Annotated in this window: 35 protein-coding genes and 1 tRNA gene; 22 read left to right on the forward strand and 14 right to left on the reverse strand. The window is 57.2% G+C overall.

The window, feature by feature from the left end; genetic code table 11:
- Positions 1 to 151: 151 nt before the first annotated feature.
- On the forward strand, positions 152 to 616 hold the full coding sequence (locus MVB78_RS01860; RefSeq protein ID WP_297487278.1) for an RNA-binding protein: 465 nt from the start codon (positions 152 to 154) through the stop codon (positions 614 to 616).
- Positions 600 to 1,307, forward strand: a complete 708-nt coding sequence (locus MVB78_RS01865) for a Ribonuclease P protein component 3 (RefSeq protein WP_297487280.1) — start codon at positions 600 to 602, stop codon at positions 1,305 to 1,307. The genes MVB78_RS01860 and MVB78_RS01865 overlap by 17 nt, the downstream gene beginning before the upstream one ends.
- On the opposite strand, the gene MVB78_RS01870 is transcribed toward MVB78_RS01865, so the two are convergent.
- Complete coding sequence (locus tag MVB78_RS01870) at positions 1,267 to 1,683, reverse strand: hypothetical protein (RefSeq protein ID WP_297487282.1); 417 nt, start codon at positions 1,681 to 1,683, stop codon at positions 1,267 to 1,269. The genes MVB78_RS01865 and MVB78_RS01870 overlap by 41 nt on opposite strands.
- 89 nt (positions 1,684 to 1,772) lie before the next feature.
- Here MVB78_RS01870 and MVB78_RS01875 point away from each other — a divergent pair, with 89 nt between their 5' ends.
- A complete protein-coding gene (locus MVB78_RS01875; RefSeq protein ID WP_297487284.1) occupies positions 1,773 to 2,216 on the forward strand; it encodes a LuxR family transcriptional regulator in 444 nt (147 codons plus the stop codon).
- Here the strand turns inward: MVB78_RS01875 and udg are convergent.
- Both udg and MVB78_RS01885 read right to left on the reverse strand, forming a co-directional pair.
- Positions 2,197 to 2,784, reverse strand: coding sequence for a type-4 uracil-DNA glycosylase (gene udg / locus MVB78_RS01880; RefSeq protein ID WP_297487332.1), 588 nt, complete (start codon positions 2,782 to 2,784; stop codon positions 2,197 to 2,199). The genes MVB78_RS01875 and udg overlap by 20 nt on opposite strands.
- 5 nt (positions 2,785 to 2,789) lie before the next feature.
- Entirely contained in the window at positions 2,790 to 3,140 is a 351-nt protein-coding gene (locus MVB78_RS01885) for a hypothetical protein (protein ID WP_297487286.1), read from the reverse strand.
- A gap of 164 nt (positions 3,141 to 3,304) precedes the next feature.
- On the opposite strand from MVB78_RS01885, the gene tes-int reads away from it, so the two are divergent.
- Together tes-int and MVB78_RS01895 are read left to right on the forward strand one after the other, a co-directional pair.
- Positions 3,305 to 6,433, forward strand: coding sequence for a tetraether lipid synthase Tes, intein-containing (tes-int, locus tag MVB78_RS01890; RefSeq protein WP_297487288.1), 3,129 nt, complete (start codon positions 3,305 to 3,307; stop codon positions 6,431 to 6,433).
- A gap of 10 nt (positions 6,434 to 6,443) precedes the next feature.
- Positions 6,444 to 6,749 carry a DUF3213 domain-containing protein gene (locus MVB78_RS01895; RefSeq protein ID WP_297487290.1) on the forward strand — a complete coding sequence of 102 codons (306 nt, stop codon included), beginning with the start codon at positions 6,444 to 6,446 and terminating at the stop codon, positions 6,747 to 6,749.
- Here the strand turns inward: MVB78_RS01895 and MVB78_RS01900 are convergent.
- Together MVB78_RS01900 and MVB78_RS01905 are read right to left on the reverse strand one after the other, a co-directional pair.
- The gene (locus MVB78_RS01900) at positions 6,746 to 8,164 is read right to left on the reverse strand and encodes a DUF2139 domain-containing protein (RefSeq protein ID WP_297487292.1); all 1,419 of its coding nucleotides are present in this window, start codon (positions 8,162 to 8,164) and stop codon (positions 6,746 to 6,748) included. The genes MVB78_RS01895 and MVB78_RS01900 overlap by 4 nt on opposite strands.
- 1 nt (position 8,165) lies before the next feature.
- The gene (locus MVB78_RS01905; RefSeq protein WP_297487334.1) at positions 8,166 to 8,591 is read right to left on the reverse strand and encodes a Tfx family DNA-binding protein; all 426 of its coding nucleotides are present in this window, start codon (positions 8,589 to 8,591) and stop codon (positions 8,166 to 8,168) included.
- 109 nt (positions 8,592 to 8,700) lie between these two features.
- On the opposite strand from MVB78_RS01905, the gene MVB78_RS01910 reads away from it, so the two are divergent.
- The 4 genes from MVB78_RS01910 (at position 8,701) to MVB78_RS01925 (ending at position 11,692) form a co-directional block, all read left to right on the forward strand.
- Positions 8,701 to 8,777, forward strand: a tRNA-Thr gene (locus MVB78_RS01910).
- A 323-nt stretch (positions 8,778 to 9,100) separates the two neighbouring features.
- Complete coding sequence (gene gdhA, locus MVB78_RS01915; RefSeq protein ID WP_297487294.1) at positions 9,101 to 10,366, forward strand: glutamate dehydrogenase; 1,266 nt, start codon at positions 9,101 to 9,103, stop codon at positions 10,364 to 10,366.
- Positions 10,367 to 10,405: 39 nt separating this feature from the next.
- A complete protein-coding gene (locus tag MVB78_RS01920; RefSeq protein WP_297487296.1) occupies positions 10,406 to 11,296 on the forward strand; it encodes a lamin tail domain-containing protein in 891 nt (296 codons plus the stop codon).
- A 57-nt stretch (positions 11,297 to 11,353) separates the two neighbouring features.
- The gene (locus MVB78_RS01925; RefSeq protein ID WP_297487336.1) at positions 11,354 to 11,692 is read left to right on the forward strand and encodes a DUF4389 domain-containing protein; all 339 of its coding nucleotides are present in this window, start codon (positions 11,354 to 11,356) and stop codon (positions 11,690 to 11,692) included.
- Positions 11,693 to 11,697: 5 nt separating this feature from the next.
- On the opposite strand, the gene MVB78_RS01930 is transcribed toward MVB78_RS01925, so the two are convergent.
- Positions 11,698 to 12,864 carry a hypothetical protein gene (locus MVB78_RS01930; protein ID WP_297487338.1) on the reverse strand — a complete coding sequence of 389 codons (1,167 nt, stop codon included), beginning with the start codon at positions 12,862 to 12,864 and terminating at the stop codon, positions 11,698 to 11,700.
- A gap of 115 nt (positions 12,865 to 12,979) precedes the next feature.
- Between MVB78_RS01930 and MVB78_RS01935 the strand changes: the two genes are divergently transcribed.
- Positions 12,980 to 13,267 carry a PRC-barrel domain-containing protein gene (locus MVB78_RS01935; protein WP_297487298.1) on the forward strand — a complete coding sequence of 96 codons (288 nt, stop codon included), beginning with the start codon at positions 12,980 to 12,982 and terminating at the stop codon, positions 13,265 to 13,267.
- On the opposite strand, the gene MVB78_RS01940 is transcribed toward MVB78_RS01935, so the two are convergent.
- Together MVB78_RS01940 and acs are read right to left on the reverse strand one after the other, a co-directional pair.
- Entirely contained in the window at positions 13,261 to 13,968 is a 708-nt protein-coding gene (locus MVB78_RS01940; RefSeq protein ID WP_297487300.1) for a metallophosphoesterase family protein, read from the reverse strand. The two genes, MVB78_RS01935 and MVB78_RS01940, sit on opposite strands and share 7 nt — an antisense overlap.
- Positions 13,969 to 14,052: 84 nt before the next feature.
- Positions 14,053 to 15,450 (reverse strand): acetate--CoA ligase alpha subunit, encoded by a 1,398-nt coding sequence (gene acs, locus MVB78_RS01945; RefSeq protein WP_297487302.1) that lies wholly within the window; start codon positions 15,448 to 15,450, stop codon positions 14,053 to 14,055.
- A gap of 166 nt (positions 15,451 to 15,616) precedes the next feature.
- On the opposite strand from acs, the gene MVB78_RS01950 reads away from it, so the two are divergent.
- From MVB78_RS01950 to MVB78_RS01960, 3 genes are read left to right on the forward strand one after another with little or no spacing between them, the layout of a single operon-like run.
- The gene (locus MVB78_RS01950; RefSeq protein WP_297487304.1) at positions 15,617 to 16,069 is read left to right on the forward strand and encodes a phosphate-starvation-inducible PsiE family protein; all 453 of its coding nucleotides are present in this window, start codon (positions 15,617 to 15,619) and stop codon (positions 16,067 to 16,069) included.
- A 50-nt stretch (positions 16,070 to 16,119) separates the two neighbouring features.
- Positions 16,120 to 17,142, forward strand: coding sequence for a flap endonuclease-1 (gene fen / locus MVB78_RS01955; protein WP_297487340.1), 1,023 nt, complete (start codon positions 16,120 to 16,122; stop codon positions 17,140 to 17,142).
- Between the two features lie 4 nt (positions 17,143 to 17,146).
- Complete coding sequence (locus tag MVB78_RS01960) at positions 17,147 to 17,641, forward strand: hypothetical protein (protein ID WP_297487306.1); 495 nt, start codon at positions 17,147 to 17,149, stop codon at positions 17,639 to 17,641.
- A 14-nt stretch (positions 17,642 to 17,655) separates the two neighbouring features.
- Here MVB78_RS01960 and MVB78_RS01965 read toward each other — a convergent pair whose 3' ends face one another.
- The 5 genes from MVB78_RS01965 to MVB78_RS01985 all read right to left on the reverse strand — a co-directional run bounded on the left by MVB78_RS01965 (position 17,656) and on the right by MVB78_RS01985 (position 20,181).
- Entirely contained in the window at positions 17,656 to 18,558 is a 903-nt protein-coding gene (locus MVB78_RS01965; RefSeq protein WP_297487308.1) for a transcription initiation factor IIB, read from the reverse strand.
- Between the two features lie 126 nt (positions 18,559 to 18,684).
- Positions 18,685 to 18,837, reverse strand: a complete 153-nt coding sequence (locus MVB78_RS11315; RefSeq protein WP_366940198.1) for a hypothetical protein — start codon at positions 18,835 to 18,837, stop codon at positions 18,685 to 18,687.
- 52 nt (positions 18,838 to 18,889) lie between these two features.
- Positions 18,890 to 19,228, reverse strand: a complete 339-nt coding sequence (locus MVB78_RS01975; RefSeq protein ID WP_297487311.1) for a DNA-binding protein — start codon at positions 19,226 to 19,228, stop codon at positions 18,890 to 18,892.
- An 80-nt stretch (positions 19,229 to 19,308) separates the two neighbouring features.
- Positions 19,309 to 19,761, reverse strand: coding sequence for a 30S ribosomal protein S19e (locus MVB78_RS01980; protein WP_297487313.1), 453 nt, complete (start codon positions 19,759 to 19,761; stop codon positions 19,309 to 19,311).
- Positions 19,762 to 19,764: 3 nt separating this feature from the next.
- Positions 19,765 to 20,181 carry a YhbY family RNA-binding protein gene (locus MVB78_RS01985; RefSeq protein WP_297487315.1) on the reverse strand — a complete coding sequence of 139 codons (417 nt, stop codon included), beginning with the start codon at positions 20,179 to 20,181 and terminating at the stop codon, positions 19,765 to 19,767.
- 95 nt (positions 20,182 to 20,276) lie between these two features.
- On the opposite strand from MVB78_RS01985, the gene MVB78_RS01990 reads away from it, so the two are divergent.
- The 9 genes from MVB78_RS01990 (at position 20,277) to MVB78_RS02030 (ending at position 25,046) form a co-directional block, all read left to right on the forward strand.
- A complete protein-coding gene (locus MVB78_RS01990) occupies positions 20,277 to 20,876 on the forward strand; it encodes an asparagine synthase-related protein (protein WP_297487342.1) in 600 nt (199 codons plus the stop codon).
- Between the two features lie 4 nt (positions 20,877 to 20,880).
- Positions 20,881 to 21,675 (forward strand): hypothetical protein, encoded by a 795-nt coding sequence (locus tag MVB78_RS01995; RefSeq protein WP_297487317.1) that lies wholly within the window; start codon positions 20,881 to 20,883, stop codon positions 21,673 to 21,675.
- 22 nt (positions 21,676 to 21,697) lie between these two features.
- The gene (locus tag MVB78_RS02000) at positions 21,698 to 22,549 is read left to right on the forward strand and encodes a DNA-3-methyladenine glycosylase (protein WP_297487319.1); all 852 of its coding nucleotides are present in this window, start codon (positions 21,698 to 21,700) and stop codon (positions 22,547 to 22,549) included.
- A gap of 18 nt (positions 22,550 to 22,567) precedes the next feature.
- Positions 22,568 to 22,744: a hypothetical protein gene (locus tag MVB78_RS02005; RefSeq protein WP_297487321.1), complete on the forward strand. Its 177-nt coding sequence runs from the start codon at positions 22,568 to 22,570 to the stop codon at positions 22,742 to 22,744.
- Positions 22,745 to 22,799: 55 nt separating this feature from the next.
- On the forward strand, positions 22,800 to 23,126 hold the full coding sequence (locus MVB78_RS02010) for a hypothetical protein (protein WP_297487322.1): 327 nt from the start codon (positions 22,800 to 22,802) through the stop codon (positions 23,124 to 23,126).
- A gap of 59 nt (positions 23,127 to 23,185) precedes the next feature.
- On the forward strand, positions 23,186 to 23,569 hold the full coding sequence (locus MVB78_RS02015; protein WP_297487324.1) for a hypothetical protein: 384 nt from the start codon (positions 23,186 to 23,188) through the stop codon (positions 23,567 to 23,569).
- 187 nt (positions 23,570 to 23,756) lie between these two features.
- Positions 23,757 to 23,945: a HEPN domain-containing protein gene (locus MVB78_RS02020; protein ID WP_297487326.1), complete on the forward strand. Its 189-nt coding sequence runs from the start codon at positions 23,757 to 23,759 to the stop codon at positions 23,943 to 23,945.
- Entirely contained in the window at positions 23,942 to 24,337 is a 396-nt protein-coding gene (locus MVB78_RS02025) for a hypothetical protein (protein WP_297487328.1), read from the forward strand. Before MVB78_RS02020 ends, MVB78_RS02025 begins: the two co-directional genes overlap by 4 nt.
- Before the next feature lie 175 nt (positions 24,338 to 24,512).
- Entirely contained in the window at positions 24,513 to 25,046 is a 534-nt protein-coding gene (locus tag MVB78_RS02030) for an adenylate kinase family protein (RefSeq protein ID WP_297487344.1), read from the forward strand.
- Here MVB78_RS02030 and MVB78_RS02035 read toward each other — a convergent pair.
- On the reverse strand, positions 25,031 to 25,519 hold the full coding sequence (locus MVB78_RS02035; protein ID WP_297487330.1) for a type II toxin-antitoxin system VapC family toxin: 489 nt from the start codon (positions 25,517 to 25,519) through the stop codon (positions 25,031 to 25,033). The two genes, MVB78_RS02030 and MVB78_RS02035, sit on opposite strands and share 16 nt — an antisense overlap.
- Between the last annotated feature and the right edge of the window lies 1 nt (position 25,520).

The raw sequence follows: 25,520 nt of genomic DNA on the forward strand, positions 1-25,520 counted from the left end.
GGTTCTCCCCAATCCCCGTCACATAAAGCACCACAAAAGACCCCCTCGTGTCCCGCTTAGACTGGAAAGCTTTGTCCCCTCTGCTTCTTCATCACCTGCGTTCGGGTTAGCGTTTTAAACCCGGACTCATAGGGGTGATGGGTGGAAGACGGTGAACCTGAGGGCCCATCACGTCAGGCTTACGGCCTTCGTTCAGGCCACGGAGAGCGAGGAGAGGGTTTTGGAGGCGATGTCCACCTTCGTCCCGGAGGAGATCCCGGACGAGGACGTCCTGCTCGACGTCGAGGAGGCCAGGGGCTTCTTTGGGAACACCATAAAGGTCGTGAACGTTGAGATAAAGAGGAGTAGAGCGGTGAGGGCTTTCCTGAGGCACCTCAGGGAGCTTCTGAGCGAGAGAGACAGGGAGTACCTCCTTGAGCACCTCGACGAGAAGGTGGACGAGGAGGGAACCTTCTACGTCCGCTTCAACAAGCAGAGGGCCTACCTCGGTGAGGCCGAGGTGGACGAGGGGCCGGACGTGATTCAGGTGAGGATAAAGGTAAAGGCCTTCCCGATGAGGAAGGAGGCGGTCGTTAAAGCCATCGGGGAGTGGCTGGGAAATGGACGGAGTAGCTGAAGGGGCCGGGCTACTCCCGCGCGACCACTTCGTCGAGATGGACGTGAGGAGCGGGGAGGCCTACCCGTTAGCTAAGGAGTGGTTCGACGAGGTGGTCTTCACCAAAAAGCTCGTCCTCAATGGAGAACCCGACTGGGGGGCCATTAGGGAGAACTTAGGGGAACTCAGGGAGGAGTACGGGAGGGTCGCCCTCCTGATCGTCACGAAGAAGCCGAGCCTTATAAGGGAGGCAAAGCGCAGAAACCTAAAGGCCCTCCTCTACGTCCAGGGCGGGGACATGAGGGTCAACAGGGCGGCGATTGAGAGCGGGGTGGACGCGCTCATAAGCCCCTGGCTCGGGAGGAAGGATCCGGGCTTCGACCACACCTTGGCGGGGATGGCCTCAAGGAGGGGCGTCGCGGTGGGCTTCTCCCTCTCCCCCCTCCTCCGCTCGAAGCCCTACGAGAGGGCCTTAACCTTGCGCTTCATGATGAAGACCTGGGAGCTCGTCAGGAAGTACCGCGTCCCGCGCTTTATAACGAGCTCCGCCGGGGACAGGTGGGAGGTTCGCTCCCCTAAGGATCTGATGGCCCTCGGGATGAGCTTGGGCATGGAGATGCCTGAGGCGAGGGCGAGCCTGAACTTCTATCCGAGGAGGATCCTCTGCACCCCTAAGCCGCCTCCGTCTGCTCGTAGACGTTCTCGCCCTTGAGGTGCTTTATCAGCATCCCGTAGATGAACTCCTTCATCTCGGGCCCCATCTCGTCGTGGAGGAGCTCTCCCCCCTTCTCTGGCAGCAGCCTGACGAGCTCCCTAACGTGGGGCATGGCCCTCTCCATGGCCTCCTGGAAGAGGTCAACGAGGGCCTCCTCGTCCATCTCCTCCTCGCCCTCGAAGCAGAGGTAGACGACAGTCCTTCCCATGTGGATGGAGAGGGCCACGTCCGCCTCGGTGACCCCGAAGACGGAGAAGCCGTTCCTCTCCTCAGGGTCGCCGGCTGCCGCTATCCCAGTCAGCCTCAGCGGGAAGTCCGCGAAGGCCCTCAGCAGATCCCGGACTGCCTTCGAGACCGCTTTCTCCTGCATCATGGGTTCTGCTTGGCCAACGCTTATAAATGGTTTTCGGAACATGCGAAAGGCTCAAAAGGGCCGCGGTTAAGTAAAGCGGGGGTGAGAGAATGAAACCGCTGCCCTTCCTGTCGGCGCTCCTCGTCCTCGTGTCAATGACGATGCCATGGTTCACCGCCGGACAGGCCGAGGGAATAGGCTTCCACGTATCCTCCACGGGGAACAGCGTCAGTCTAATCAACGTCCTCCAGCAGGTCTACAGCAACCCGACCGAGTTCCAGAGGGAGCTCGCGGCAGTATTCAACTCACCGTCCTCGTCGTCCATCCAGCTCCTCGTCCCGATAATAGCGGTGACCCTCGTCGCCGTCGGGGCCGTCGTGGGACTCTTCAGGGGGCGCCTCGGGCACGGAACGGGCATCACCGGGATGGTGCTGCTGACGGGCTTTATACTCTACACCTCAAAGACCGGTCTCTCGGGTGGCCTGACCCTCGGCACCGGCTACCTCCTCGCATGGATAGGGTTCTCGGTGGGGCTCATCTCGTCCGCTTCATGAGGGCCCCTATCCTCGCGAAGTCTTTTTTCAGCTCCTCCATTACGGGCGGCTTGTAGAGCGCGGCCGCGGGGTGGTAGGTCGGGATTATCGTGACCTTCCCGAAGAGGGTCCTTGCCTCGAAGGTCTTTCCGTGCACCCTGCTTATCGGCTCAACCCGGAAGCCGAACTTCCCGAGGATGTAGCGCATCGAGTGCCTCCCGAGGGGGACTATCAAGCGCGGCCTTATTATGTCTATCTGCATGTCGAGGTAGGGCGAGCACGCCCTGATCTCCTCCTCGGTCGGGTCGCGGTTGTTCGGCGGCCTGCACTTCACGATGTTCGTTATGTAAACCTCCTCCCTCCTGAGGCCTATCCCAGCGAGGAGCTCGTCCAGAACCTTTCCGGCCCTACCCACGAAGGGCAGACCTTTCTGGTCTTCCCAGTAGCCCGGTGCCTCGCCGACGAACATCACTTCAGCGTCGTAGCTCCCGGCACCCGGAACGGGGTTCGTCCTGAGCTCCCAGAGCGGGCACTTGCGGCAGTTCCTTATCCTCTCCTCAAGCCTCTTCATCAGCTCTTCCTTCCCCATAGGCATCACACGAGGGTCTTCTGGTTCAGGTACGCCCTCAGGAACTCGGTCCAGGCAGTGTAGTAGCCCTTCTCGTACTCGTCCCTGAACTCCTGCTCGGTTATCCCGGCAAAGCGCTCCAGCAGCTCCCCGGCCATCTCCCTGTTCCCCTCCTTCACGAGCTGGACTATGAGCGCGTCCGGGTCCCCGTCCTTCAGGGCGCTCAGAAAACCGTTCACGGCCCTTGAGTAGCCCCTGCCCCACTCGCTGTTCCCCGCCATCTTCTGGAGCTTTTCCAGGTGGCCCTTCGCCTTGCTGAAGTCCCTCCTGAGGAGCGCCCTCACGAACATCTCCATCCTCATCTCGCGCGCGGGCATCTCACCACCGCCTGCAGTTGGGGCGGAGTGTTTTTAACGTTAGCCCACCCGTTGCCCAAATCTGTGTCATACCTATGAACGAAAACCTTCATATTTACGCAAAGGCTTTTATACCCATGGATTGAAGGATTGTGGGGGAAACAGACCGGAAAAGGTGGTAACTCATGGCTGAGAACGTTGGTGAAATCCCGAGTGGTGAAAAGGAATTCGCCCAGTCAACCAAGAGAATTAGGGACATCGTTGAGTTCCCGGAGATAAGCGAGGAAGAGTTTCACGCCCTTCTGAGAAAGGCCAGCAGGGCCTACGGCGGTCCCCTACCCCACAGGACGCTATCCATCTGCCCTGAGACCAGGCGCATCGTCCAGGCCCTCGTCTGGGAGAAGGACGGGAAGGTCTGGGTAACGAAGAAGTGCCCGGAGGGCATGATAACGGACCTCTACTACGAGGACGTTGACCTCTACTACCGCTTTTCCAAGTGGCGCTGGGAGGAGAAAGAGCTCTACAGCGCCAACGTCGAGAACAACGGGGTCAACTGCCCCCTCGACTGCGGAATGTGCTCAAGGCACCGCTCCCACACCAGTTTGCTCAACATAGTCCTCACAAACCGCTGCAACTTGGCGTGTTGGTATTGCCTTCCCAAGGATGAGGAAGTCCTCTTCAGGATTCATGGAAAACCACAGATAGCTAAGATGGAGGACGTGGCCAAGCTTGTGGACTTCAAGTACAGCGTTGAGATAGACGGCTTCTCCGGGGAGTACGGAAGGCCGGAGTGGCTTGAGGTTCTGACGTTTAAGGATGGAAAAGCAGAATGGACAAAAGTTGCCAAGTTCCTCAGGAGGAGGCACAGGGGAAAGGTCTACAGGATAACAACCCACACCGGGAGAACCATCAGGACAACACCCGAGCACAAGTTCTTCGTCTACTCCAACGGCGAACTCATAAAGAAGAGGGCCGACGAACTCAAAACAGGTGACGAGCTCGTCCTCCTCTGGAACTTCGAAGGAAAGGACGATAAGTTTGAGATAGACCTCCTCGAAGCGTTCAGGGAGATCCCCGAAGAGGAGAAGGAGAGGATTTACGTCAGGGGGATCAGGGGGCTTGACCTCTCGCCGCTCAGGGAGGAGTACGGCGATAAGGTCTACGGGTGGAAGAGCAACGGCTCCATGCCCCTCGCGGCCTTCTACAAACTCGGTGTTACCGGTGAGTTCAGACTGGGAAGGGATGGAACACCCTTTGAACTGCCGTCCAAGCTTGAGATCACGCAGGCTCTGGCCAAACTGATCGGTTACTTCATAGCTGACGGCCACTACACCGACAAGGACCTCAGAATAACCGTTGGCCACGATGACGTCGAGGAGGAGGTAGTCTCCGCGATCAGGGAGCTCGGTCTGCCCTACAGCTTCCTCCAAGCTGAGGGCAAGGCCAAGCAGATAGTCATAGGCAGCAGGCTCATGAGGCTCGTCTTCAAGTACGCCCTCGGCATCCCCGAGAAGGCTGAGAACAAAAGGCTTCCAAGGGACTTCCTGAGGTTCCCCTTCGAGGTCAAAGTCGCCCTCCTCAGCGGGCTCTTCAACGGCGACGGCTACGTGGTTAGAGGGGAGAGGCACCTGAACATGGGCTACGCCAGTGTCTCAAGGGCCCTCATCAGGGACATGCTTTACCTCTTGGCATCCCTTGGGGTCTTCGCCAGGGTTTACACTGTTCCAAAGGAGAAGATGAATGGTGCCAACTACGATCTCCACAAGCTCTACATAGCCGGTCAGGACATGGTGAGGCTCATCGAGCTCCTCGAACTCAGGGAGGGGCACAGGAAGAGGCTCGGCGATGTTGGGGAGAGGAAGCCGGCGAGGGTAGAGCGCGTCGGCGACTTTTTCGTGGACGTCGTGGAGAGCATAGAAACGGAGGACTACGACGGCTACGTTTACGACCTTGAAGTTGAAAGTGGGGAGCACGCTTTCGTCGCCGGCGATGGAGTTCTGATAAGCAACTGCTTCTTCTATGCCAAGGAGGGCCAGCCCATCTACGAGCCGACCCTTGAGCAGATAAGGCAGATGCTCCGCAACGCGAAGAAGCAGTACCCGATAGGGGCCAACGCGGTCCAGCTCACCGGCGGGGAGCCGACCCTCAGGGAGGATCTCATTGAGATAATCAAGATGGCCCACGAGGAGGGCTACGACCACGTCCAGCTCAACACCGACGGTATAAAGCTCGCCTTCGACCCGGAGCTCGTTAAGAGGATCCGCGAGGCCGGAACCAACACCCTCTACATGAGCTACGACGGAATGACGCCCCAGACCAACTGGAAGAACCACTGGGAAGTGCCCCTCATCTTCGAGAACGTGAGGAAGGCCGGGGGGCCGGGAATCGTCTTGGTTCCGACGACAATAAGGAACGTCAACGACCACGAGCTCGGCGCGATAATCAACTTCGGCCTCAACCACCTCGACATAGTCCGCGGTGTGAACTTCCAGCCGATTTCCCAGGTGGGCAGGGTGCCGAGGAGGGAGCGCCAGCGCTTCAGGATAACAATAGCGGGTGCGATAAAGCGCATTGAGCAGCAGACGAACGACGTGATCACGAGGGAGGACTGGTACCCGATCCCGATAGCGGGGCATATAGCGCGCTTTTTCGAGGCCTTCACCGGGAGCAAGTACTACATGACCAGCCACTTCGCCTGCGGAGCTGCAACCTACGTGTTCCTCGACCGCGAGCACAAGAGGGTCGTGCCGATAAGCAGGTTCGTTGACGTCGAGGGCTTCGTGAACTTCCTTGAGAGCAAGGCAGAGGAGATAGAGCGCTGGAAGACGATGGGAAGGCTGAGGAAGCTCAAGCTCGGCGCCGAGATATTCCTGAAGTTCAAGAGCTTCTACGACGATAAGTACGCCCCGAAGGGCCTCAAGGTTCTCGACCTCATAAAGAACGCCTTCATGCACGGCAACTACGACGCCCTCGGCAAGTTCCACGAGAACTCCCTCTTCCTCGGCATGATGCACTTCATGGACGAGTACAACTACGACGTTGAGCGCGTGGAGCGCTGCGTCATCCACTACGCGATGCCAGACGGGAGGATAGTGCCCTTCTGCACCTTCAACGTGATTCCCGAGCTCTACCGCGACAAGGTTCAGGCCCAGTACAGCTACACCTGGGAGGAGTGGAAGGCCCTCCATCCCGACTGGGACTACAAGAAGGACAAGTACTTCAGGACCAAGGAGTTCGTCGAGAAGATGAAGAAGAGCGAGCTGTACAGAAAGACATACATAGACATCGAGGACTACTTCGGTTTGGCTAAGTGAGGTGGTCGCGATGAGCGTTAGTCCGGATAAGAGGCTCACGAGGCTTGAACTCAAGTTTGGGGACGTCAACTGGGAGAGGGCTACCATCAAGCAGTACGAGCTCGAAAAGGAGCTCGCCGTCTGGAGGGTTTTCATAAACGGCTACACGAAGAGCGGCTTCGTCGTCTTCGACGGGGATCTCCTCCCAAAGGAGGAGGTGCTCGAAAGGCTCTCCGAGCTGAAGCCTGAGGTTACGGCGGAGAAAGAGGTCACAGTTGCCGAACTCGTTGAATCAAGCATGAGCTGGAACAACATCTTCGGGAAGGTCAGGGGCTAAAGCAGCTCGACCCTGAACCTTCCGCTTCCCTCCACCTCGAAGCTCACCACCCCGCTGAAGGCCCCCAAGTCGATCACGTTTCTTCCCTTTTCCAGCTCGAAGGTTTCCTCCTCCGCCCCATCCGGAGGGAGCGAGAGGTCGTACTCGTAAACCCTCAGCCTGCCATCGCACTTCATGTGGAAGATGGCCCTCGGTTCGCGGTAGCCGTCGAGCGGGAACCCGCCGAAGGGCCTACCCGGTACGGCACCGCTGAAGGCAACCGCGGGGGGCTTTCCCTGGAGGATCCCCTCGTCGAGAACGACCAAGTCCCTGCTGCCCGTGTCGAAGGGAGTAGCTTCCTTAGCTCCAGTGTTGGGCGTGCTGTTCGCCGCTATCAGAAGCTTCCCATCGGCCTTCTCAACGGACGTCACCCTCGCCCCGAAGGCCCCCACAATCTTGACCACGGGTGGTGTGATGTAGAGCAGAACGCTCGGCCCGGCCACCGCGTTGGCATCCCACCGCTTTTCCCCATCCGCCGGCTTGTACATGGCGTCGTGGTGCGCGTTGTAGGCGGTGACGATGCCCCCTCCAACGTTGACCGCGTTCACCCTGAGCGGGGCGTAGAAGGTACCGAAGTCGAAGAGGCGGTAGAAGCTAAAGTCCTCCCCCATCAGCGGGTTCCCCGCGAAGAGGCCGCCGCGGACGAAGGCGAAGGCGCGGTTGTAGGCCGAGGTCATCACCCCGAGGACCGGCCTTACGTAGGGTTTCCCGTCAACGCTCCCCCCGGGTTCAAAGGGGCTCCACTTTCCTGTTATCAGGTCAAGGGCCGCAAACTTCCTGACGCCCCAGTCAAAGTTCTTGCCAACGCCGAAGAAGGCCGAGTCGTGAACCCTCGTCCCCTTGGGGGAAGGCTCATCTAAGAGTTCCTCCGCCCTTCCCCCTTTCCTAGGCAGCGCGTAGACCCCGAGGTTAGCGTGCCCGTCCTCCCTCGCGAGCAGGAGCCTGTCGTTGTAGGGGTCGTAGATTATATCGCTCACCTCGCCGGCCCACTCGCTCTCGTGGTGGATGGAGTCCTTCCAGAGGAGTTTTACGCTCCCATCCTCGGTGTCGTAGGAGTGCACGTGGGAGTACTTGTTGGTGAAGATTATCCTCCCCTCTTTCCGGTAAACGGCTGGAGCGTGAACCCAGCCGCCGAAGTAGATGAATTCATCAACGGTCTCGACGGCGTTGTAGGTGTCGCCGCCGCTTGTCGGGGCGTTTCCAACGAGTGTAAAATCGTAGGTTCTATCCTCCCCCGATTTAAGATCCACGAAGTGGGCCTCGGCCTCGAACGCTAAGGTGAAGTAGAGGGTTCCGTTGTGGTACCTCAGCCCAAAAATGCCCCCACTTCCCCACTCCGGGCCGTATCTGCCAGGGAAGCGGTAGTTAGGGAGCATGCTAATCCACCTCCCCCTCACCGGGTAGGCAGTCCCCTATCCTGAGCCTGCCCTTCTTGTCGAGGAAGAGGACGAAGTCCCTCTTCACGAGCCTCTCCTCAACTGGGGCGTGCTCCACGAGGAAAGCAACCACCTCAGCGGTGCTGTAGGGCACCTTCACCCCGAGCTCGTCCGCCTTTGAGAACAGCCTCTCAGGGACGTCGAAAACATCCTCCCCCGCGTGAACCTCGACGCTTACCTTCGAGTTTATCTGCTCCCATATCAGGAGGGTGTTCTTGGCCCTCTCAATCTTCTCCCGAGCCCTCCTTTCGAGGATGCTCACGTTGGCCCGGCTAGTCCCCAAGAGCTCGGCTATCTCGCTCTGCTTCATGCCCTTCGCCCGGAGCTTGAGGATCCTGACCTGTTGCTCCGTGAGGAAGCTCTTCATCTTAAACACCAAAGTTTAACAATGCGAAAAAGGTTAAAATCTTTTTTGGTGATGTCCTCGGGAGCCCTTCGAAAGGTTTATATTTTGCCGGCCTTCCCTTAAGGATGGTGCCCCGGTAGCCTAGCCTGGTGGGGCGGCGGACTTGTAATCCGCCGGTCGCGGGTTCAAACCCCGCCCGGGGCTCCACTCAACGAGTCCGATGATTGGAGAGAGAGTGAGCTGATCTGTGATGACCGACTTCTCGCTGAGGACCCTTTGGATTTTGTCCGCCTTTTATTGTATCCTAACATGCCTTAAGGTATGGAAGCGCTCATCCATGCACATAAAATCGTTAATGTATATCCCTTCTTTCGGTGAGATCTTTCGCGAGCTTCCGTGATTTTGCCGGAAATTTCGGAATGTAACTTTTTGTTTAAAACAACCCGTTTTCCGGGCTTTTTTTGCGAAAGGTTTATATATGCAAAGGTCGTAACGGGTATCGCAGATTACCGAAACCCGAGGTGGGAAAAATGGTCGAGATAGACCCGTTTAAGATGGCCATAGAGCAGCTCGACAGGGCTGCCCAGTTTATGGACATAAGCGAAGAAGCCCTTGAGTGGCTTAAGAGGCCCATGAGGATTGTGGAAGTCAGCGTCCCCGTTGAGATGGACGACGGTTCTGTTAAGGTTTTCACCGGTTTCAGGGTTCAGCACAACTGGGCCCGCGGGCCGACCAAGGGCGGTATAAGGTGGCACCCGGAGGAGACCCTCAGCACAGTTAAGGCTCTGGCAACGTGGATGACATGGAAGGTCGCTGTTATGGACCTCCCCTACGGCGGTGGTAAGGGCGGCATAATCGTTGACCCGAAGAAGCTCAGCGAGAGGGAGCAGGAGAGGCTCGCCCGCTCATACATCAGGGCAATCTACGACGTCATCGGCCCCTGGACCGACATCCCGGCTCCTGACGTCTACACCAACCCCAAGATAATGGCCTGGATGATGGACGAGTACGAGACCATAATGAGAAGGAAAGGCCCTGCCTTCGGCGTCATAACCGGCAAGCCACCGGGAGTCGGCGGTATAGTCGCCAGAATGGACGCAACCGCTCGCGGTGCCGCTTTTGCCATACGCGAAGCTGCCAAGGCCCTCGGCTGGGACGGCCTCAAGGGCAAAACCATAGCCATACAGGGCTATGGCAACGCCGGCCACTTCCTCCACAAGATCCTGAGCGAAGAGTTCGGCATGAAGGTCATCGCGGTAAGTGACAGCAAGGGCGGTATCTACAACCCCGACGGAATTCCGCCGGCTGAGGAAGTGCTCAAGTGGAAGAGGGAGCACGGCTCGGTCAAGGACATGCCAGGAACCCAGAACATAACCAACGAAGAACTTCTCGAGCTCGACGTTGACATCCTCGCTCCAGCGGCAATAGAGGAGGTCATCACCGAGAAGAACGCCGACAACGTCAAGGCCAAGATCGTTGCTGAAGTTGCGAACGGGCCAGTTACGCCAGAGGCCGACGAGATACTCCACGAGAAGGGCATCCTCCAGATCCCGGACTTCCTGTGCAACGCCGGCGGTGTCACAGTCAGCTACTTCGAGTGGGTCCAGAACATCAACGGCTTCTACTGGACGGTCGAGGAGACCAGGAAGAGGCTCGACGACAAGATGACCAAGGCCTTCTGGGACGTCTTCAACACCCACAAGGAGAAGAACATCCACATGCGCGATGCTGCCTACGTCGTCGCTGTCAGCAGGGTCTACGAGGCCATGAAGCACCGCGGATGGGTGAAGAAGTGATTTCAAAACCTTTTTTAATCCCCTTATTCATTTTTTCCGGTGGCACTGTTGAGGAAGCCCTTAGTACTTACCCTCATCCTCGCGGTCTTCGCGGCCGCCTGCCTGTCCCCTGGGCCTTCGCCAAGCTCCCAAAGCGGGCCCAGCAGGGGAGTTGAGGTTCTGGTGACGAGGGTAGTGGACGGGGACACTGCCTACGTCAGGTTCCCCAACGGGAGCGTTGACAAGGTCAGGTTCCTCGGCGTTGACGCCCCTGAGACCGAGCTCGCGAGAAACCGTCCCTACGAATACGGAAGCATAACCGACTTGGTGTGCCTAACCAGGTGGGGCGAGAAGGCGAAGGAGTTTACGAAGGCCTCGCTCCAGGGGAGGCGCGTCTTCCTTGTCTTTGACAGGCTTTCCCCGAGGAGGGGCTATTTCGGGAGGCTTCTCGCCTACGTCTACCTCCCTAACGGGACCGACTTCACGGCGGAGCTGGTTGAAAGGGGCTACGCGAGGGTTTACACCGAGGGAGAGTTCACCAAGAAGGGGCTCTACCTGAGGTACCAGGGGAAGGCCGAATCAAGGAAGCTTGGAGTGTGGTCGTGCGAGGCCGGGGAGAGATCCCCCTCCGTTGTCATAGTGTCGGTCGTCTACGATGCTCCGGGAGACGACGCCGATAACCTGAACGGCGAGTACGTGCTCCTGAAGAACGTGGGGGAGTCAGCGGTCAACCTCGCGGGATGGGAGCTCAGGGACGCCGATGGGAACTCTTTCAGGTTCCCAGAGGTCTACCTGTCCCCGGGGGCTGAGCTGAGGATTCACAGCGGGAGGGGAATCAGCGGGCCCTCCGACCTCTACTGGAACTCCACCGTTCCCGTGTGGGACAACGACGGCGACACCGCCTACCTCTACAACAGTGAGGGCCACCTCGTTGATGTTTACAGATGGTGAGAAATACGTCTCTATTAACGGAAAATTTTTTAAATGAAAAACGTATTCAATGCGGTGATGGCTTTGGGAGAGCGCGTTGAGGCACTCTTGAGGATCCCGCTGTCCTTTGTCTACGCCGCTGTAGTCTCCGTTTTGGAAATGGCCGTTGGAATAGTCTGGATAATCCAGTTCTTCTACACTCTCATACTCGGCAGGAGGCACGAGGGAATGGCCTGCTTCGCCAACAAGTACGCTTCCCTGAACTACCACATAAACCGCTACCTGCTCTTCTCCACCAACGAGAGGCCGCTCTTCGACGGTCCGGGATGGGAGGACACGCTTCCCTGCGACTTCAGGAGAAAGGAGGCGAGGGAGGAATACGAGAAGATCAAGGAGGCACTTGACGGGGCGTACTGATCTCCCTACACCTTTGCCCAGTACTCCCTCTCCTCCACCATCGCCCTTATCATCTCGTCCTCGTCCTTGAACATCGTTCTCCTCGACGGGTTCTGCATGCCGTAGAACTCCATGAAGGGGCTTGGACGTCTCTTGAAGGGGTAGTAGAGGTAAATAGCCGCGAGCGTCCTGTACGCTTCGGCCATCTCGCTTATGACCCCGGCTGAAACGCCTTCGGCGTAGTGGTAGACCGCTATCGCCTTGCTGACCCCGACGAGGTTGAAATCACGCTCGACGAGCTGTCTCCTGAGTATGTCGGTCGCCTGCTCTATGTCCGCCCTTTCGAGCTCTTCCTCTTCCTCGCCGTCGAGGAGGTGCTTTATCCTGATGCGCTTTATCGAGGGGTCTTTGGACACCTGCTCGTCGTACTCAGCGACCACCCACCAGTCATCGAGAGCCCCGGGGTCGAGGACTGTAAAGTGCTCGCTCAGCCTGTCGTAAAAGCCCCTGACGCGGTGGTAGTACTCCTCCTCGTGGCCGGTCATGGGGTAGCTGAGGTAAACGAGGGGCTTCTCCTTCTCCCTGAAGACGAGGTCGAGGAAGACCCCCTTCGGATGTCTTATGCCGAACTGGAGGACGTAGCGGACGTTTATCCCCTCCTTCTTCAGCTCGTGGACGAGGGTCTTGACGTGGTTTATGGCGTCTTCCCTCCACATGACGAGCGTCGTCAGCTTTATGTTGTCCGGGTTCTCGCCGAAGCGCTCGAACCATTCGGGGTCACCGATTATCCTCCTCCTGACCGAGAGGATGTCGTCGAGGACTATTATCACCCTGTCGGGCCTTAGCAGCTTGAGGTTGCTCAGGGTGAAGCCTATAACGCTCCCGCTCCCCCAGCGGAATAGGCTTGGCGTCGAAACGAGGTGAAAGGCCCTGTCGCTTTCGTCTATCTCCTCCCTTATTCTCGCGAAGGCCTCGTCCCTTATCTCGTTCATGAGATCGGGGTGGCTTATCGCGAAGTCGAGGACGTTCTTCCTCGTTATCTTAACGCCCCTCTCCTTCCCTATCTCCCTCAGCCAGTCGAAGACGTGGTAGTAAGCGTAACTTTCAGAGCCGGCCAGTTTGAGGGCATCTATTATGTACTCGTCCCTGCCGTTGAGGGGCGGTCCAGTGAGGAGAATCACCTCTCCATCCATCCGCACCACCTATGGGAGTTGGGGAGGGATTTAATAAAGTTGTCCGTCCATCGGAAAAAGTTTTATACACCGTTGCATACAGACTAATGCCGGATGAATCCAAGGGGTGGGAAGAATGGTGAAAATCCTCGCATCAAAGCTCAGGGACGTTGAGCTTATCACTGACACTGGCGTAAGGCTCGGGTGGGTCTACGACCTCAGCTTCGACGAGAAGACAGGGGAAATACTCGTTATAGTTGCGGAGCCGGACGAGGACCTCGACACGAGCGACTTCGTCCTCGACCACGAGGGGCTCCTCCTGATACCGATGAGCGCTGTCAGGAGCATAGGTGAGGTGATAATAATAGACTCAAGCAAGCTCGCGGTCAAGTCCAGGCTCAGGGGGATAAGACACCGTCAGTAGCCCTCGAAAAGCCTCTCCGCGAGGAAGCGCGGTAAGCCCGCCTCTACTATCTTCCTGGCGGTTTCTTCCACGTCGTACTCGACCCTGTGGAACTCCACGTTGTCGGGCGGCTCTTCATCGGTGTTGATTAGCGCATAGGCGGCCCTCCAGTCCCCATCACGGGGCTGGCCGACTCCGCCGGGGTTTATTATCCTCCTGCCGTTTATCAGCTTCAGCATCGGAACGTGGGTGTGGCCAACGAGAAGGTCGTCCTGCCTAACGTACCCCAAAACTGTCCTGAACTCGCTCTCCGGGAGCCACGGGAAGAGGTACTCGTCGAGGGGGGCCCGCGGGGAGCCGTGGATCATGAGGTAGCTCCTCCCGGCGTCGTCTTTGAAGAGCCCCCTTACAGGGAGCCTCCTTAGGAACTCAAGGTTCTCGATGCTCATAACCCTCTGGTGCCACCTCACCGCCTCCCTCGCGTAGGGATTGAAGCCCCACTCGGCCCCAAAGGCTATCGCGTTGTCGTGGTTTCCACGGATGCAGAGGAAGTTCCTCTCCTCCATCCGTCCCCTTACGAACTCGACCACCTCGTTCGGGTTCGGGCCGTAGCCAACGAGGTCTCCCATGCACAGGATAACATCCTCCCCCCCGATCTCCCTCCAGACCGCCTGAAGGGCCTCAAGATTGGAGTGGATGTCGCTTATGAGGGCGATGAGCATAGCGATCCCCCGACAGTTCCAAAATTGGAATAAAAGGGCTGTGCAGGGCCGGAAAATATGAGACCGTGGAAGCGCTGAAGGACATCAGTCCCCCTTCTGCCTGGCCTTCCAGCGGCTCCAGTGGTAGAGCTTGGCGAGGGCCTTTATCGCCCTGTCCGGCTCGGGGTAGGCGGGTATGCCCTCCTCGTTGAGCCTCTCAATGGCCTGCCTCGCCTCAAGGCCGCCGACTATCGCGACCACGAGCGGCTTCTTCCTCCCGCTCTCGTTGTACTCCCGCATGACTATGTCTGCGAGATCCCTCGGATCGAGCACCGCCGTCTGGCAGTAGAGGACCGCCACGCTGTGCATGTTAGGGTTCCTGAGGGCCTCCCTGACGGCCCCCTCGTAGCTCTCGGCCCCAGCCATTCCAGTGAGGTCAACGGGGTTCTTGTATGAGCCGAAGGGCGGCATGTAGTTTGAGAAGACCTTGAGCTCGTTGAGGTCGTCGTAGAGGTGCAGACCGCTCTCCTCTGCTGCATCTGTTGCCATGACCCCTATCCCACCACCGTTGGTCAGGATCACGAGGTTCTCGCCTTCCGGCTCCGGGAGGTTGCTGAGGGTTCTCGCGTAGTCGAAGGCCTCCCCTATCGTGTACGCCCTTATTATTCCCGTCTGCTTGAAAGCGGCGTCGTATATTCTGTCGCTTCCAGCGAGCGAACCAGTGTGAGAGGCCGCGGCTTTGGCACCGCGCTCGCTCCTGCCGGCTTTTATAACCACTATCGGCTTCTTCATGCTGACCTTCTTGGCAGTTTCCATGAAGCGCCTCCCGTCCTTGAGCCCCTCCATGTAGATGAGGATCGCCTTCGTGTTGTCATCGACCTCGAAGAACTCCAAGAGGTCAGCGTCGTCGATGTCGCTCTTGTTCCCGATGCTGACGACCGCCGAGAGCCCGACCTTCTCAAGGATCGTCCAGCCCATGAGGGCTATCCCGAGGGCCCCGCTCTGGCTTATGAGCGCCAGCGGGCCGGGCAGGACGTCTGTTGGACCGAAGGTCGCGTTGAGCTTGTCCGGGGTGTACACGACGCCGAAGATGTTCGGGCCGAGGATCCTCATCCCGTACTTTCTGGCTGTTTCAACGAGCTGCTCCTCGACCTTCTTCCCCTCCGGGCCGAGTTCGCCGAAGCCCGAGCTGATTATCGGGAGAACCTTAACGCCCTTCTTCCCGCACTCCTCGACAACCCCTGGAACGAACTTGGCTGGAACCACCACAACGGCCATATCAACCTCATCGGGGACATCGAGAATGCTCTTGTAGGATTTGAAAACCCGGTTTCCAATCCTTATCTCCACGCCCTTGATGTTCACGGGGTAGATCTTGCCCTCGTAACCGTACTCCACGAGGTTCCTCATGACGGCGTAGCCTATCTTCCCCGGCTTCTCGGAGGCGCCTATGACGGCGATGCTCTTGGGCCTGAAAAGTGCCTCGATGTTTGGATCGACCATTTTCCTCACCCCTGATGATATCCACAGCTAAGGCTCCGCTGAAGCGGTTAAAACCTTTCCCCTTCCCTTTCGACGATGGTCGTCTCGACGGATGTTAAAACCCGCACCCGATGGACGCTCGCAAAAACCTTTTAAACTTTGAAAGTTTTTTCGATGCGGTGAGGGGATGTCAAAGAGAGACCTGAGACCCGTTGAGAGGGTCCTCATGAACTGGCTCAGTCTGCTCTTCGACTTTACGGTCATCACCCTCGCGACGGTGACCATGGGCTTCGTCGTCTACCTGACCTTCAACCTCGTGGCCTCTTCGCTCCACGCCTTCGATGCCGAGGAGATCCTCCACCAGATAGTCCTGACCGTCATCTTCCTTGAGATATTCGAGCTCCTCGTTATGTACGTTAGGGAGCACCACGTCAGCATGAGGAACGTCGTTGAGCTCGGCGTCCTCGCGATAGTCAGGAAGATAGTCATAACCCCAGACTACACCACCGTCGGCTGGAAGACCCTCACCGCGCTGGCCGCCCTCATCTTCGTCATGGGCTGGGTCTACGTCCAGGAGAGGCAGCGGAGAACCAGGCACGAGGAGTTCCTCATAAGCCACGGGATGGAGATGGAGAGGTAGGGAAGGCAAACCCTAAATACTCCCTGCCCTACTCTAATCAGGTGGTGGGCATGGGAGTCCAGATAGGGGAGCTCGTCCCGAGGAAGGAGATAGAGCTTGAGAACCTCTACGGGAAGAAAATCGCCGTAGATGCCTTCAACGCCATGTACCAGTTCCTCTCGACCATAAGACAGCGCGATGGAACCCCGCTGATGGACTCAAAGGGGAGGATAACTTCCCACCTGAGCGGCTTCTTCTACAGAACCATAAACCTGATGGAGGCCGGCTTAAAGCCGGCTTACGTCTTTGACGGCAAACCGCCTGAGTTCAAGGAGAAGGAACTTGAAAGACGACGGGAAGTCAGGGAGGAGGCCGAGGAGAAGTGGTACGAGGCCCTTGAGAGGGGGGAGCTTGAGGAGGCCAAGAAGTACGCAATGAGGGCCACGCGGGTGAACGAGCAGCTCATAAACGACGCGAAGACCCTCCTTAACCTCATGGGGATCCCGGTTGTCCAGGCCCCGAGCGAGGGCGAGGCCCAAGCCGCTTACATGGCGGCTAAGGGAAGCACCTACGCCTCGGCAAGCCAGGACTACGACTCCCTGCTCTTCGGTGCGCCCAGGCTCGTCAGGAACCTCACGATAACCGGAAGGAGGAAGCTGCCGGGAAAGAACGTCTACGTTGAGGTGAGGCCCGAGCTCGTCGTTCTGAAGGAGGTCTTGGAAAGGCTCGGCATAGACAGGGAGAAGCTCATAGAGATGGCCATTCTCGTGGGAACTGACTACAACCCGGGTGGGATAAAAGGCATCGGGCCGAAGAAGGCCCTCACGATAGTGAAGCGCTCAAAAGACCCGCTGAAGAGGTACAACGAGCAGAGCCCCGTTGACCTCTATGCGATAAAAGACTTCTTCCTCAACCCACCGGTCACCGACGACTACGAGCTCAGGTGGCGCGAGCCCGACGAAGAGGGGATCCTAAAGTTCCTCTGCGACGAGCATGACTTCAGTGAGGAGCGCGTCAAAAACGGCCTTGAAAGGCTGAAGAAGGCCGTAAAAGCGGGAAGGCAGAGAACCCTGGAGAGCTGGTTCGGGGGGTAGGTAAATGCAGGCCAAAATAACAATTGAAGTTGAATATGAATGGAAGCCTGTTATAAACGATGAAGGCAAGAGATACTCTTTTCCAATGAGGTTTAAGGAGTTCAAAAGGGGATTTCGTTCTTATTACAATTTTCCCGCAATATACCGGTGGGTCATTCGAAAAAATGAGGAGATCATCGCAGTATATATTGGAGAAGCCGAAAATATAGGCAGGAGAGTTTATGGATACATTAATCCCGGTCCGTCCCAGCAGACAAACAAACGTCTAAATTCTTTATTCCATGAATGTATCTCAACTGGGCTCAAGGTGGAACTTGAACTTCTCAAGATCCACAAACTAAGAATCCACGGGTATGACATATCCCCAGTCGATCTCTCAGGCAAGCATCTCAGGTTACTATTGGAAAACCTGATGATTGAAATCCACCGTCAGAACGGATACGTTCTGCTGAATAAGGATGTAGAGGAGACTGTTCCTAAAAGCTGCCGGGAATTCTGAGGGGCACTTCCAACTTATGATATCGGCACCTTCAGGTTCAGCTTCTCCACTAACTCCTTATACCGGTTCCTGACGGTCACCTCTGTGACGCGGGCCACTTCCGCGACCTCCCTCTGGGTTCTCTTTTCCCCCTCCATGAGGCCCGCTATGTAGAGCGCCGCGGCAACCAGGCCGGCCGGACTCTTACCACTCGTGAGACCCTTCTCATAGGCTTCGTCCAAGAGCTGCGCCGCCTTCCTCCTAACCTTCTCGCTCAGTCCAAGCTCATCTGCGAACTTGTTCACGTAATCGGTCGGCTTCACGAAGAGCTTCTTGGGGGTGAGGTTAAGGTGCCTCGCTATAAAGCGGAAGCTCCTGCCTATCTCCTTTTTGTCCACCTTTGAGACCTCTGCTATCTCGTCCAGAGTCCGCGGTATCTTCAGGAGCCTGCAGGCGGCGTAAACGCAAGCGGCTATAACGCTCTCTATCGAGCGCCCCCTTATCAGCCCCTTCCTCACGGCCTCTCTGTAGAGCCTCGCGGCCTCCTCCTCGATGTGCCTCGGCAGCCCAAGGTTGCTCGCCAGCCTGTCGAGCTCGCTGAGTGCGAAGGCGAGGTTCCTCTCGGCGGCGTCGCTGATCCTCAGCCTGCTCTGCCACTTCCTCAGCCTGTACATCTTCTCACGCATGAGTCCCGTGAGCGAGCGGTCGATGCCGATGTCGGTGGAGAGCCCCCTGTCGTGAAGGAGGATGCTCTCTGGGGCCCCAACCCTCGCCTTCTTCTCCCTCTGGCTCGCGTCAAAGGCCCGCCATTCAGGGCCCATATCAATGACGTTCTCCTCTATAACGTATCCGCATTTGGCACAGATTATTTCACCCCTACTGGGGTCGTAGATGAACTCGGTGGAGCCGCAAACAGGGCAGACCCTCTGCTTACTCACTCCAACACCCCCACGGGCGGCCCTATTTAGGTGGCCCTTATAAACCTTCCCTCCTCCACTTACCGGGCAGATACCTGGCGATCCATACTATGTCCTCGGTCTTGAAGGTTATCCTTTCGAGCACCCTCACGTCGTCCCCACCGACCACATTGGCATAAACCCAGAGAAAAACGGGGTTCTTCTTGGTCCCGACCTGGAGGTTTTTGTACAGTATATCCACGGTGCCGTCGCCGTTGTTCTTAACGGAAAGGGCCTTCCAGGTCTCCCTGCTGACCTCACCCTTCCGGTACAGGGCCTCCACTATTTCCCTTGGCTCCATCGCTTCACCGGCCTACCACTTTATCCTGAACTCCCTTCTCGTCCTCGCCTCTATCTGTGCGAGGATCCTCTTCAGCTTCTCATCGCTTATCGGCTCCCTTATCTGGCCCGCCTGGTAGAGCTGGGTCAAGAGGAGCTCGACCTGTCTCGCGAGCTCGGGCCTGACGAGTTTAACGCGGCCGAGCCTCTCCCTCGCCTCTGGACTTAAAACCCTCCTCATTATCGCATCGAGCTGGGCCTCAAGCTCCATCTCCTGCTTTATTGCCTCCTCCTGGGCCTTCTGCTGTTCGAGGTAGCGCTTCTGGAGCTCCATAAGCTTTTTCTTCCTGATCTCCTCTATATCCTCGGCCATGCTCTCACCCCCATTATAGGCTTATAAACCATGTTAAAAAGGTATTGGGTTCAACCCGGGTGCCCAAAAACGGAGATTCCTCAGTATTTCCTGAGCTCCGGGATCTGCTCCTCGAGCTCCCTCTTGAGCTCCGTCGCGATCCTGTCGAGGAAGGCCTGTCCCTTGGGCGTGACGACCCTTCCCTCCCCCGGGATCTTTCTGATGAAGCCCGCCTGCTCAAGCTGCTGGAGGGCCTTCCTTATTATGCTCCCTCCGGCCTTGTAGAAGTGCTCCGGTGCGTGTCCGCGGTTCTTCCTCCCGCCGTACCAGGTTCTAAGGCGCTCGATTCCAACGGGACCGTCAACGTAGACCTTTCTGAAAACGCTCGCGACACGGTGGTACCACCAGTCCTCCTGCTCGGGAATCCTCTCCTTGTGCCTCCCAGTCTTGACGAAGGCCGCCCATTCAGGGGGCTTTATCTCCTCTACCTCCTTGAGGGCCTTGGCGGTCCTCTCAACGAGCAAATCACCGGGAACGTCATAGACCGTCGCCATCCTTCAATCCCTCCCCTTCTTGAACTTCCTCCTGAATCCAGCGATATCGAGTCTGACCTTTTTAACGGGCTTTTCCTCCCGTTTTTCTTTCGAAAGCTCCTTTCTCCGGAGCCTCCTTAAATACTTTTCCCAGCCTTCCCTCGGCCTGAACAATATAAACCTTTTGCCGCGGATCTCTATGAGCTCGCTGTCGGTCATCTCGGCGACCTTTTCGGCGAGGTCTTTCCTGTCGAGACCCGTCGAGATGAGCGCTCCCTTCCTGATCTCGACTTTCAGGACGCCATCCCTCTCAAGCTGGGTGTTGAGCTCGTCGATAACACCCTCCTCCAACCCCCGCTTCCCTATCCAGGCGCGGGGAGGAACGTCATAGTATCTCGCCCTTATAGCCCTTCTCACCTTCCCGGATAAGCGCTTTTCCATCTATCTCACCCCTAAACCTCTCGCGGTTTGCTGAAGGCCTTATAAAGGTTGGCCTTTTAAAGGTGTTGGGTGCAGAGAGGAAAGGAGGTCAGACCATGCTCGTCCATCACCTCTACTCCGGCGGGAAGGACTCAAGCTTGGCCGCCTGGATGCTGAGGAAGATCGGCTACGAGGTCAGGCTCGTAACCGCGAGCTTCGGAACACTCGACAACTGGCGCTTTGCGAAGGAGACCGCTGAGAGGCTCGGCTTCGAGCACAGGGTTCTCTACCTGCCGCGGGAGACGCTGGAGAAAGCGGCCGAGATGGCCATTGCAGACGGCCACCCAAACAACGCCATACAGTTCATCCACGAGAGGGCCTTGGAGGCGCTCGCCTCGCTGCCGGAGGTAGAGAGGGTAAGCGACGGGACGAGAAGGGACGACCGCGTTCCCTTCCTCGATCTATCGAAGGCCCGCTCGCTGGAGGATCGCTTTAACGTTGCCTACATAAGGCCCCTCCTCGGCCTCGGCTACAAGACGATAAGGGAGCTAACCGAGAGGCTCTTCGTCGTTGAGATCAGGGAGAGCGAGGAGCTTGAGAAGGCTGACTACGAGGTCGAGTTGAGGCATCTGCTCAGGGAGAGGGGCCTGGATCCGCTGGAGATATTCCCAAAGAGCCACTATCAGTCGCGGGTCATGGGGTGGAAAGTGTGTTAAGGTGGTGGTCGCTTTGAAGTTGGTTGAAGTCGCTCCCATGAGCCCCCTCCTGAGGGGAGCTAAAAAATCCATTGAGAGGCGTTTCTCGTCACTGAGAGTCTCAGAGGGCCACATAGAGCTGCCAGCCACTGTTAACGTTAGCGGGGGCGTTTTTAAGGCGGTCAGCACGGTTCTGTTCGGATCCAAGGGTTCGGGCGCGGGGAACCCCTTTATTCCGACCTCCGCTGGGTGGCTTTTCAACACCTCCCGAAGTTTCGCCCCTGGGGAGCTAATCTCCTCGAATGAGCTGCCCCTCACGGGAGCCCCCTACCGCATCGAGCTGGAGCCCTCGGGCGCCGGATTCCTCGAGCTTCCGGGCTACAGGTTCGGGGATGGGACGTTGGTTCTGTACACGACGCCGAGCTACAACTTAAAGGTTTCTCCAGAGTCCCTGGAGGTCTGGAACGGCAGCGATCACGCCTCGCTCCACCTCACCCCCACCTCGAATGGGATATTGGGTGAGGTTGATCTGGAGCTCACCAGGGCGGAGTACGCTGAGGTGAGCATCGCAGGGCGGATGGTGAGGGACATCGCCTTCTTAGAGTCATCCCCCGGGAGGTTCGAGTACAGGTTCCCCGCTGAGAGGATAATAGTGGTCTCCCACGAGAAGGTCCTAAGCCCAAAGGGGCTCCAGAAGGCCCTGGGAGGCTTCATTGGCGTGGCCGGACACGGTCCCTTTACGGTAACCCTCGGGGTCGGAAAGGAGAGCGGAAAAGCATTCATCTCAAGCGCTTTAGGGGGAACCAGCGGCAATAGGTAGGGCGGATGAACGGTGATGTACCGTGATTGACCTCAAGAAGACGGTTCACGAGATGATACGCAACGGCACTTGGAAGTTCGAGGACGGAGCCTTTTACCAGGCGCTTCGTCTTCCCGATGGAAGGAGCGTCATAGCGGGCTACGACGGCGAGGACTTTATCTTGCCGGGCGGCCTTGGAAGAGGAGATAAAAAGGTCGTCAGAGAGAGGCTCTCCTTCATCCTCGGCCTCGACACCGATCTTGACTCCTTCTACGCGGAGATAAGCGATTCGCCCTTCGCGTTCCTGGCAGAAGAGTTTAAAGGACTGACCGTGCCAGCTTCACCGAGCCCATACCAGGCCTTAGTTGAGGTCATAGCGCAGCAGCAGGTGAGCTTTGAGTTCGCCCAGAGGACTATAGCAAACCTCGTGAGGCTCGCTGGAAGACCCGTTGAAGAGGTCTACACCTTCCCCACCCCCGAGGACATAGCGGAACTGAGTGATGAGGAGCTGAAAGGGGCGAAGCTCGGCTACCGCGCCCACTACGTAAAGAACCTAACAGCGCTTTACCTCGAGGGGAAGCTCAACCTCGACCTGCGGGACTGGAAGGTCGAGAATGCTGTAAAGTACCTGACGAAGTTCCGCGGGATTGGAAAGTGGACGGCGGAGCTCTTTTTATCCTACGGCCTGAGGAAGAACACCTACCCCGCCGGGGACTTGGGCCTAAGGCGCGGGATAGCAAAGATTTTTGGCAGGAAGGTAAAAGAGGTGAAAGAAAAGGAAGTGAGGGAGGTAATAGAGCCCTACGGGAAGTGGAAGAGCCTGCTGGCCTTTTACGTGACCTGCTACGACAGGAAGACCGAGCTGGAGGGGAAACTTAAAATACAAAACCGGTGAAAAACTCTTGGTGATGGAATGCTCATTGATATGAAAACCCTCTCAGTGCTGATGGAGATAAGATCGAGGAGAGGGGGTAAAAAGGATCTGCCGAGAAGATGCTCGGCATACTGGAAGGGAAGCTACCCAAGGGGGATGACCAGTGTGGAACTACTCAGAGAGATGAGGGAGGAGTATGATTGGGGCATACATTGATACAAACGTCCTCCTGAACGTCTGGTTCGTAGAATGGCAACCATGAGGGAGGGTTATGGAGATAGAGATAGTTCTCCCCCGCGAGAGCTTCAAGGCCCTCAAGGGCAAGGATTTAAACGCCCTCCTTAGAGAAAACCTGCCGAAGACCGAAGAGACCCTGCGCGCCGAGCGGGAGGAGTTCCTCCGCGAGAAGATTGCCGGACTGGAGGAAAGGCTCCTCGAGATGAGGGGACTGCAGGAGCTAAGGGAGTTCTATGAAAAAGCCCTGAAGGACAAGGAGTTCATGATGGCGGAACGTGACAGGCTCAGGAAGGAGAACGCGGAGCTTAGAGAGAAGTTCGAGGAGAAGAGGCGCGAGCTGGAGAAGGTTCACGAATCGTGAACGAGCCGTTCATGGAGTGTGAACGAAAAGTTCATAAATCATGAATGAGGGTGCCTATCATGCATAAACTGCTCTCAACTGAGAAAAGAACCAAGGTTCTCCGGTACGTTTTAGAGCGCCGTCTCGTTGGCGTGGAAGAGGTAGCTAATGCTACCGGGCTGAGCAAGGGGCTCGTCTCAAAGACCCTCTCACTCCTCGCGAGATACGGGATAGCAAAAAAAGAGGGGAGGAACTTCAAAATCCTGGAAACGCCACAGAAAAGGGAGCTCAAAAGGTTCCTGAACTTTGTAACTCTATACCCGAAGCTTAAGGATCTGAAAGAGGACTGGATTATCTCCCTCGGGGTCTACGGAAGCTTCGCAAGGGGGGGAACCGGCCGGAGAGCGACCTCGATGTGTGGGTTTTCGCCAAGAAGCCAGGGATTTCAAGGTCCGCCCGGCTGAAGAGGGAGATAGAGCTTGCAGTGGAGAGAAGTGAACCTTCTCCTTCTCACCCCAAACCGCCTGAAGGCCCTGAGGGAAAATGACCCGGTATTTTACTATTCCCTGGTTTACGGTTCGCTGGTGATATGGGGGGATCCTCTTGACAGGATTTCAAGCCTGCGTGGAGAGGGGACTGCTCAGAAGGGTGGTGCCCTCAAAGGAGAAAGGTATGCTGAGCATTAAACGCGCCGAAGAGTGGCTCTCAGAGGCGAGAAAGACCCTCGAATTCGGCCCATATAGGAGTTCCCTCATAGCATCGTACATGGCCATGTTCCACGCCTCTAGAGCTACCCTTTTTATTGATGTTGTCAAAAACCTCCTGGAGGAGTCAGAATGAAGCTCATCATCAAACCCGAGAGGGGCCTCGGGAAGATTAAGGTCGAGCTGGAGGAGGAGCTTGTGAGGGAAATCGCGAGGCTGAGCGAGAGGTACGGCGTTCCGGTAGAGAGAGTGATCGAGATTGCCCTAAAAGGCGAGTTCAGGGAGTCCGCGGGAGAGCTTGAGGAGCTGGAGGAAAAGGCGGAAGAGCTCGAAAAAAGAGCTTGGAAGCTTGAGAGGGAGTATTCTCCCCTCCGCTTTAAGGCCTACGGGCTGAGCGAGGACAACATGATTCTCGCCAGAGAGCTGGCCGGCCTTATAGCCGAGAACAGCCAGCTCAGGCGCTTCCTTGGCCTCAAGCCTAAGAGGAACCCCGAGCTAAGAAGGCTTATATCCTACTACAGGAAATGAGTCAGTGCGGATGATGAAAGCGAATTGCGCGGATCCGTGAAGAGAAGCACCCTCTGACGCCGTCCCGGGCGGGCCGTGACGATTCCAAGACGGGCTGAGCTTTGCCATGACGTACCCTATGAGCGCCGAGCCCGCCCGGGACGTGAGAAACAACGTGGGAAGAACGGTGATGAGTATGATCATAGCGGTGACGGGAACCCCTGGGGTCGGCAAAACTACTGTTTCAAAGCTCCTCGCGGAGAGATTGAAGTACCGCTACGTGAACCTCAGGGACTACGCCTTTGAGAAGGGCCTCGGGGAGATGAAGGGCGACGAGCTGGAGCTGGACGTTGATGAGCTGGCCGAGAAATTCGCCAGGGATTTTGAGGGGGAAGACGTGATTGTTGAGGGCCACCTGGCCCACTACATGCCCGCCGATATCGTGGTCGTCCTGAGGGCCCACCCAAAGCTGGTCGCCGAGAGGCTGAAAGCCAGGGGCTATTCGAAGGAGAAGCTCGGAGAGAACGTCGAGGCCGAGCTGGTTGATGTTATCCTCGTGGAGGCCATAGAAGAGAACGAGAACGTCATCGAGGTCGACACGACCGGGAAAACTCCCGAGGAAGTTGTTGAGGAGATACTGGGCCTCATTGAGAGAGGAGTTCGGAGAAAGGTTGGAATAGTTGACTGGAGCGAAGTTTACGACGAGGTAATCCCTTACCTGCGCCTCTGACGCTTTCTCCTCGGGATCAATCTTACGGGACTTCCACAGTCGGGGCACACTCCCCCTGGAGGCATTTCCTCAAACCGCTTGCCGCAACCGATGCAGACGTAGTTCCAGCGGATGACGCGCCTTATGCCCCTTTTAAGGGTTTTAAACTCGATTCCAAGAGTTTTGGCTATGTTCTGGAGGTTGTAGTCGTCGGTGAAGAGGATCCCCTTGAGCTCGTAAGCTAACGCGAGAACCTCTATGTCGGCATCGCTCAGCTCGCCCAGCTCACCGGTTTTTCTCGATGCTTCCTTAACTGCCTCAATGCTCTCCTCCGAGGGAACCGCAACCTTGACCTTGCCAGCGCTTATCAGGCCCTCAAGGAAAAGCCTCGACTCCGGGTCCTTCACCTCCCCGACGACCTTTGGGGTGGTGACCCCTTCAACGTCCACTCCCTGGATGAAGATTGCGCTGTCTATGACGTTGGGTTTCTTCATG

This window comes from Thermococcus sp., assembly GCF_026991495.1.
GTDB lineage: Archaea > Methanobacteriota_B > Thermococci > Thermococcales > Thermococcaceae > Thermococcus.

Coding starts and splice junctions, on each gene's coding strand:
- MVB78_RS01865 (WP_297487280.1), top strand. CDS start 600: ATGGACGGAGTAGCTGAAGGGGCCGGGCTACTCCCGCGCGACCACTTC.
- MVB78_RS01870 (WP_297487282.1), bottom strand. CDS start 1,683: ATGATGCAGGAGAAAGCGGTCTCGAAGGCAGTCCGGGATCTGCTGAGG.
- MVB78_RS01875 (WP_297487284.1), top strand. CDS start 1,773: ATGAAACCGCTGCCCTTCCTGTCGGCGCTCCTCGTCCTCGTGTCAATG.
- udg (WP_297487332.1), bottom strand. CDS start 2,784: ATGGGGAAGGAAGAGCTGATGAAGAGGCTTGAGGAGAGGATAAGGAAC.
- MVB78_RS01885 (WP_297487286.1), bottom strand. CDS start 3,140: ATGCCCGCGCGCGAGATGAGGATGGAGATGTTCGTGAGGGCGCTCCTC.
- tes-int (WP_297487288.1), top strand. CDS start 3,305: ATGGCTGAGAACGTTGGTGAAATCCCGAGTGGTGAAAAGGAATTCGCC.
- MVB78_RS01895 (WP_297487290.1), top strand. CDS start 6,444: ATGAGCGTTAGTCCGGATAAGAGGCTCACGAGGCTTGAACTCAAGTTT.
- MVB78_RS01900 (WP_297487292.1), bottom strand. CDS start 8,164: ATGCTCCCTAACTACCGCTTCCCTGGCAGATACGGCCCGGAGTGGGGA.
- MVB78_RS01905 (WP_297487334.1), bottom strand. CDS start 8,591: ATGAAGAGCTTCCTCACGGAGCAACAGGTCAGGATCCTCAAGCTCCGG.
- gdhA (WP_297487294.1), top strand. CDS start 9,101: ATGGTCGAGATAGACCCGTTTAAGATGGCCATAGAGCAGCTCGACAGG.
- MVB78_RS01925 (WP_297487336.1), top strand. CDS start 11,354: ATGGCTTTGGGAGAGCGCGTTGAGGCACTCTTGAGGATCCCGCTGTCC.
- MVB78_RS01930 (WP_297487338.1), bottom strand. CDS start 12,864: ATGGATGGAGAGGTGATTCTCCTCACTGGACCGCCCCTCAACGGCAGG.
- MVB78_RS01935 (WP_297487298.1), top strand. CDS start 12,980: ATGGTGAAAATCCTCGCATCAAAGCTCAGGGACGTTGAGCTTATCACT.
- MVB78_RS01940 (WP_297487300.1), bottom strand. CDS start 13,968: ATGCTCATCGCCCTCATAAGCGACATCCACTCCAATCTTGAGGCCCTT.
- acs (WP_297487302.1), bottom strand. CDS start 15,450: ATGGTCGATCCAAACATCGAGGCACTTTTCAGGCCCAAGAGCATCGCC.
- MVB78_RS01950 (WP_297487304.1), top strand. CDS start 15,617: ATGTCAAAGAGAGACCTGAGACCCGTTGAGAGGGTCCTCATGAACTGG.
- fen (WP_297487340.1), top strand. CDS start 16,120: ATGGGAGTCCAGATAGGGGAGCTCGTCCCGAGGAAGGAGATAGAGCTT.
- MVB78_RS01960 (WP_297487306.1), top strand. CDS start 17,147: ATGCAGGCCAAAATAACAATTGAAGTTGAATATGAATGGAAGCCTGTT.
- MVB78_RS01975 (WP_297487311.1), bottom strand. CDS start 19,228: ATGGCCGAGGATATAGAGGAGATCAGGAAGAAAAAGCTTATGGAGCTC.
- MVB78_RS01980 (WP_297487313.1), bottom strand. CDS start 19,761: ATGGCGACGGTCTATGACGTTCCCGGTGATTTGCTCGTTGAGAGGACC.
- MVB78_RS01985 (WP_297487315.1), bottom strand. CDS start 20,181: ATGGAAAAGCGCTTATCCGGGAAGGTGAGAAGGGCTATAAGGGCGAGA.
- MVB78_RS01990 (WP_297487342.1), top strand. CDS start 20,277: ATGCTCGTCCATCACCTCTACTCCGGCGGGAAGGACTCAAGCTTGGCC.
- MVB78_RS02005 (WP_297487321.1), top strand. CDS start 22,568: ATGCTCATTGATATGAAAACCCTCTCAGTGCTGATGGAGATAAGATCG.
- MVB78_RS02010 (WP_297487322.1), top strand. CDS start 22,800: ATGGAGATAGAGATAGTTCTCCCCCGCGAGAGCTTCAAGGCCCTCAAG.
- MVB78_RS02015 (WP_297487324.1), top strand. CDS start 23,186: ATGCATAAACTGCTCTCAACTGAGAAAAGAACCAAGGTTCTCCGGTAC.
- MVB78_RS02025 (WP_297487328.1), top strand. CDS start 23,942: ATGAAGCTCATCATCAAACCCGAGAGGGGCCTCGGGAAGATTAAGGTC.
- MVB78_RS02030 (WP_297487344.1), top strand. CDS start 24,513: ATGATCATAGCGGTGACGGGAACCCCTGGGGTCGGCAAAACTACTGTT.
- MVB78_RS02035 (WP_297487330.1), bottom strand. CDS start 25,519: ATGAAGAAACCCAACGTCATAGACAGCGCAATCTTCATCCAGGGAGTG.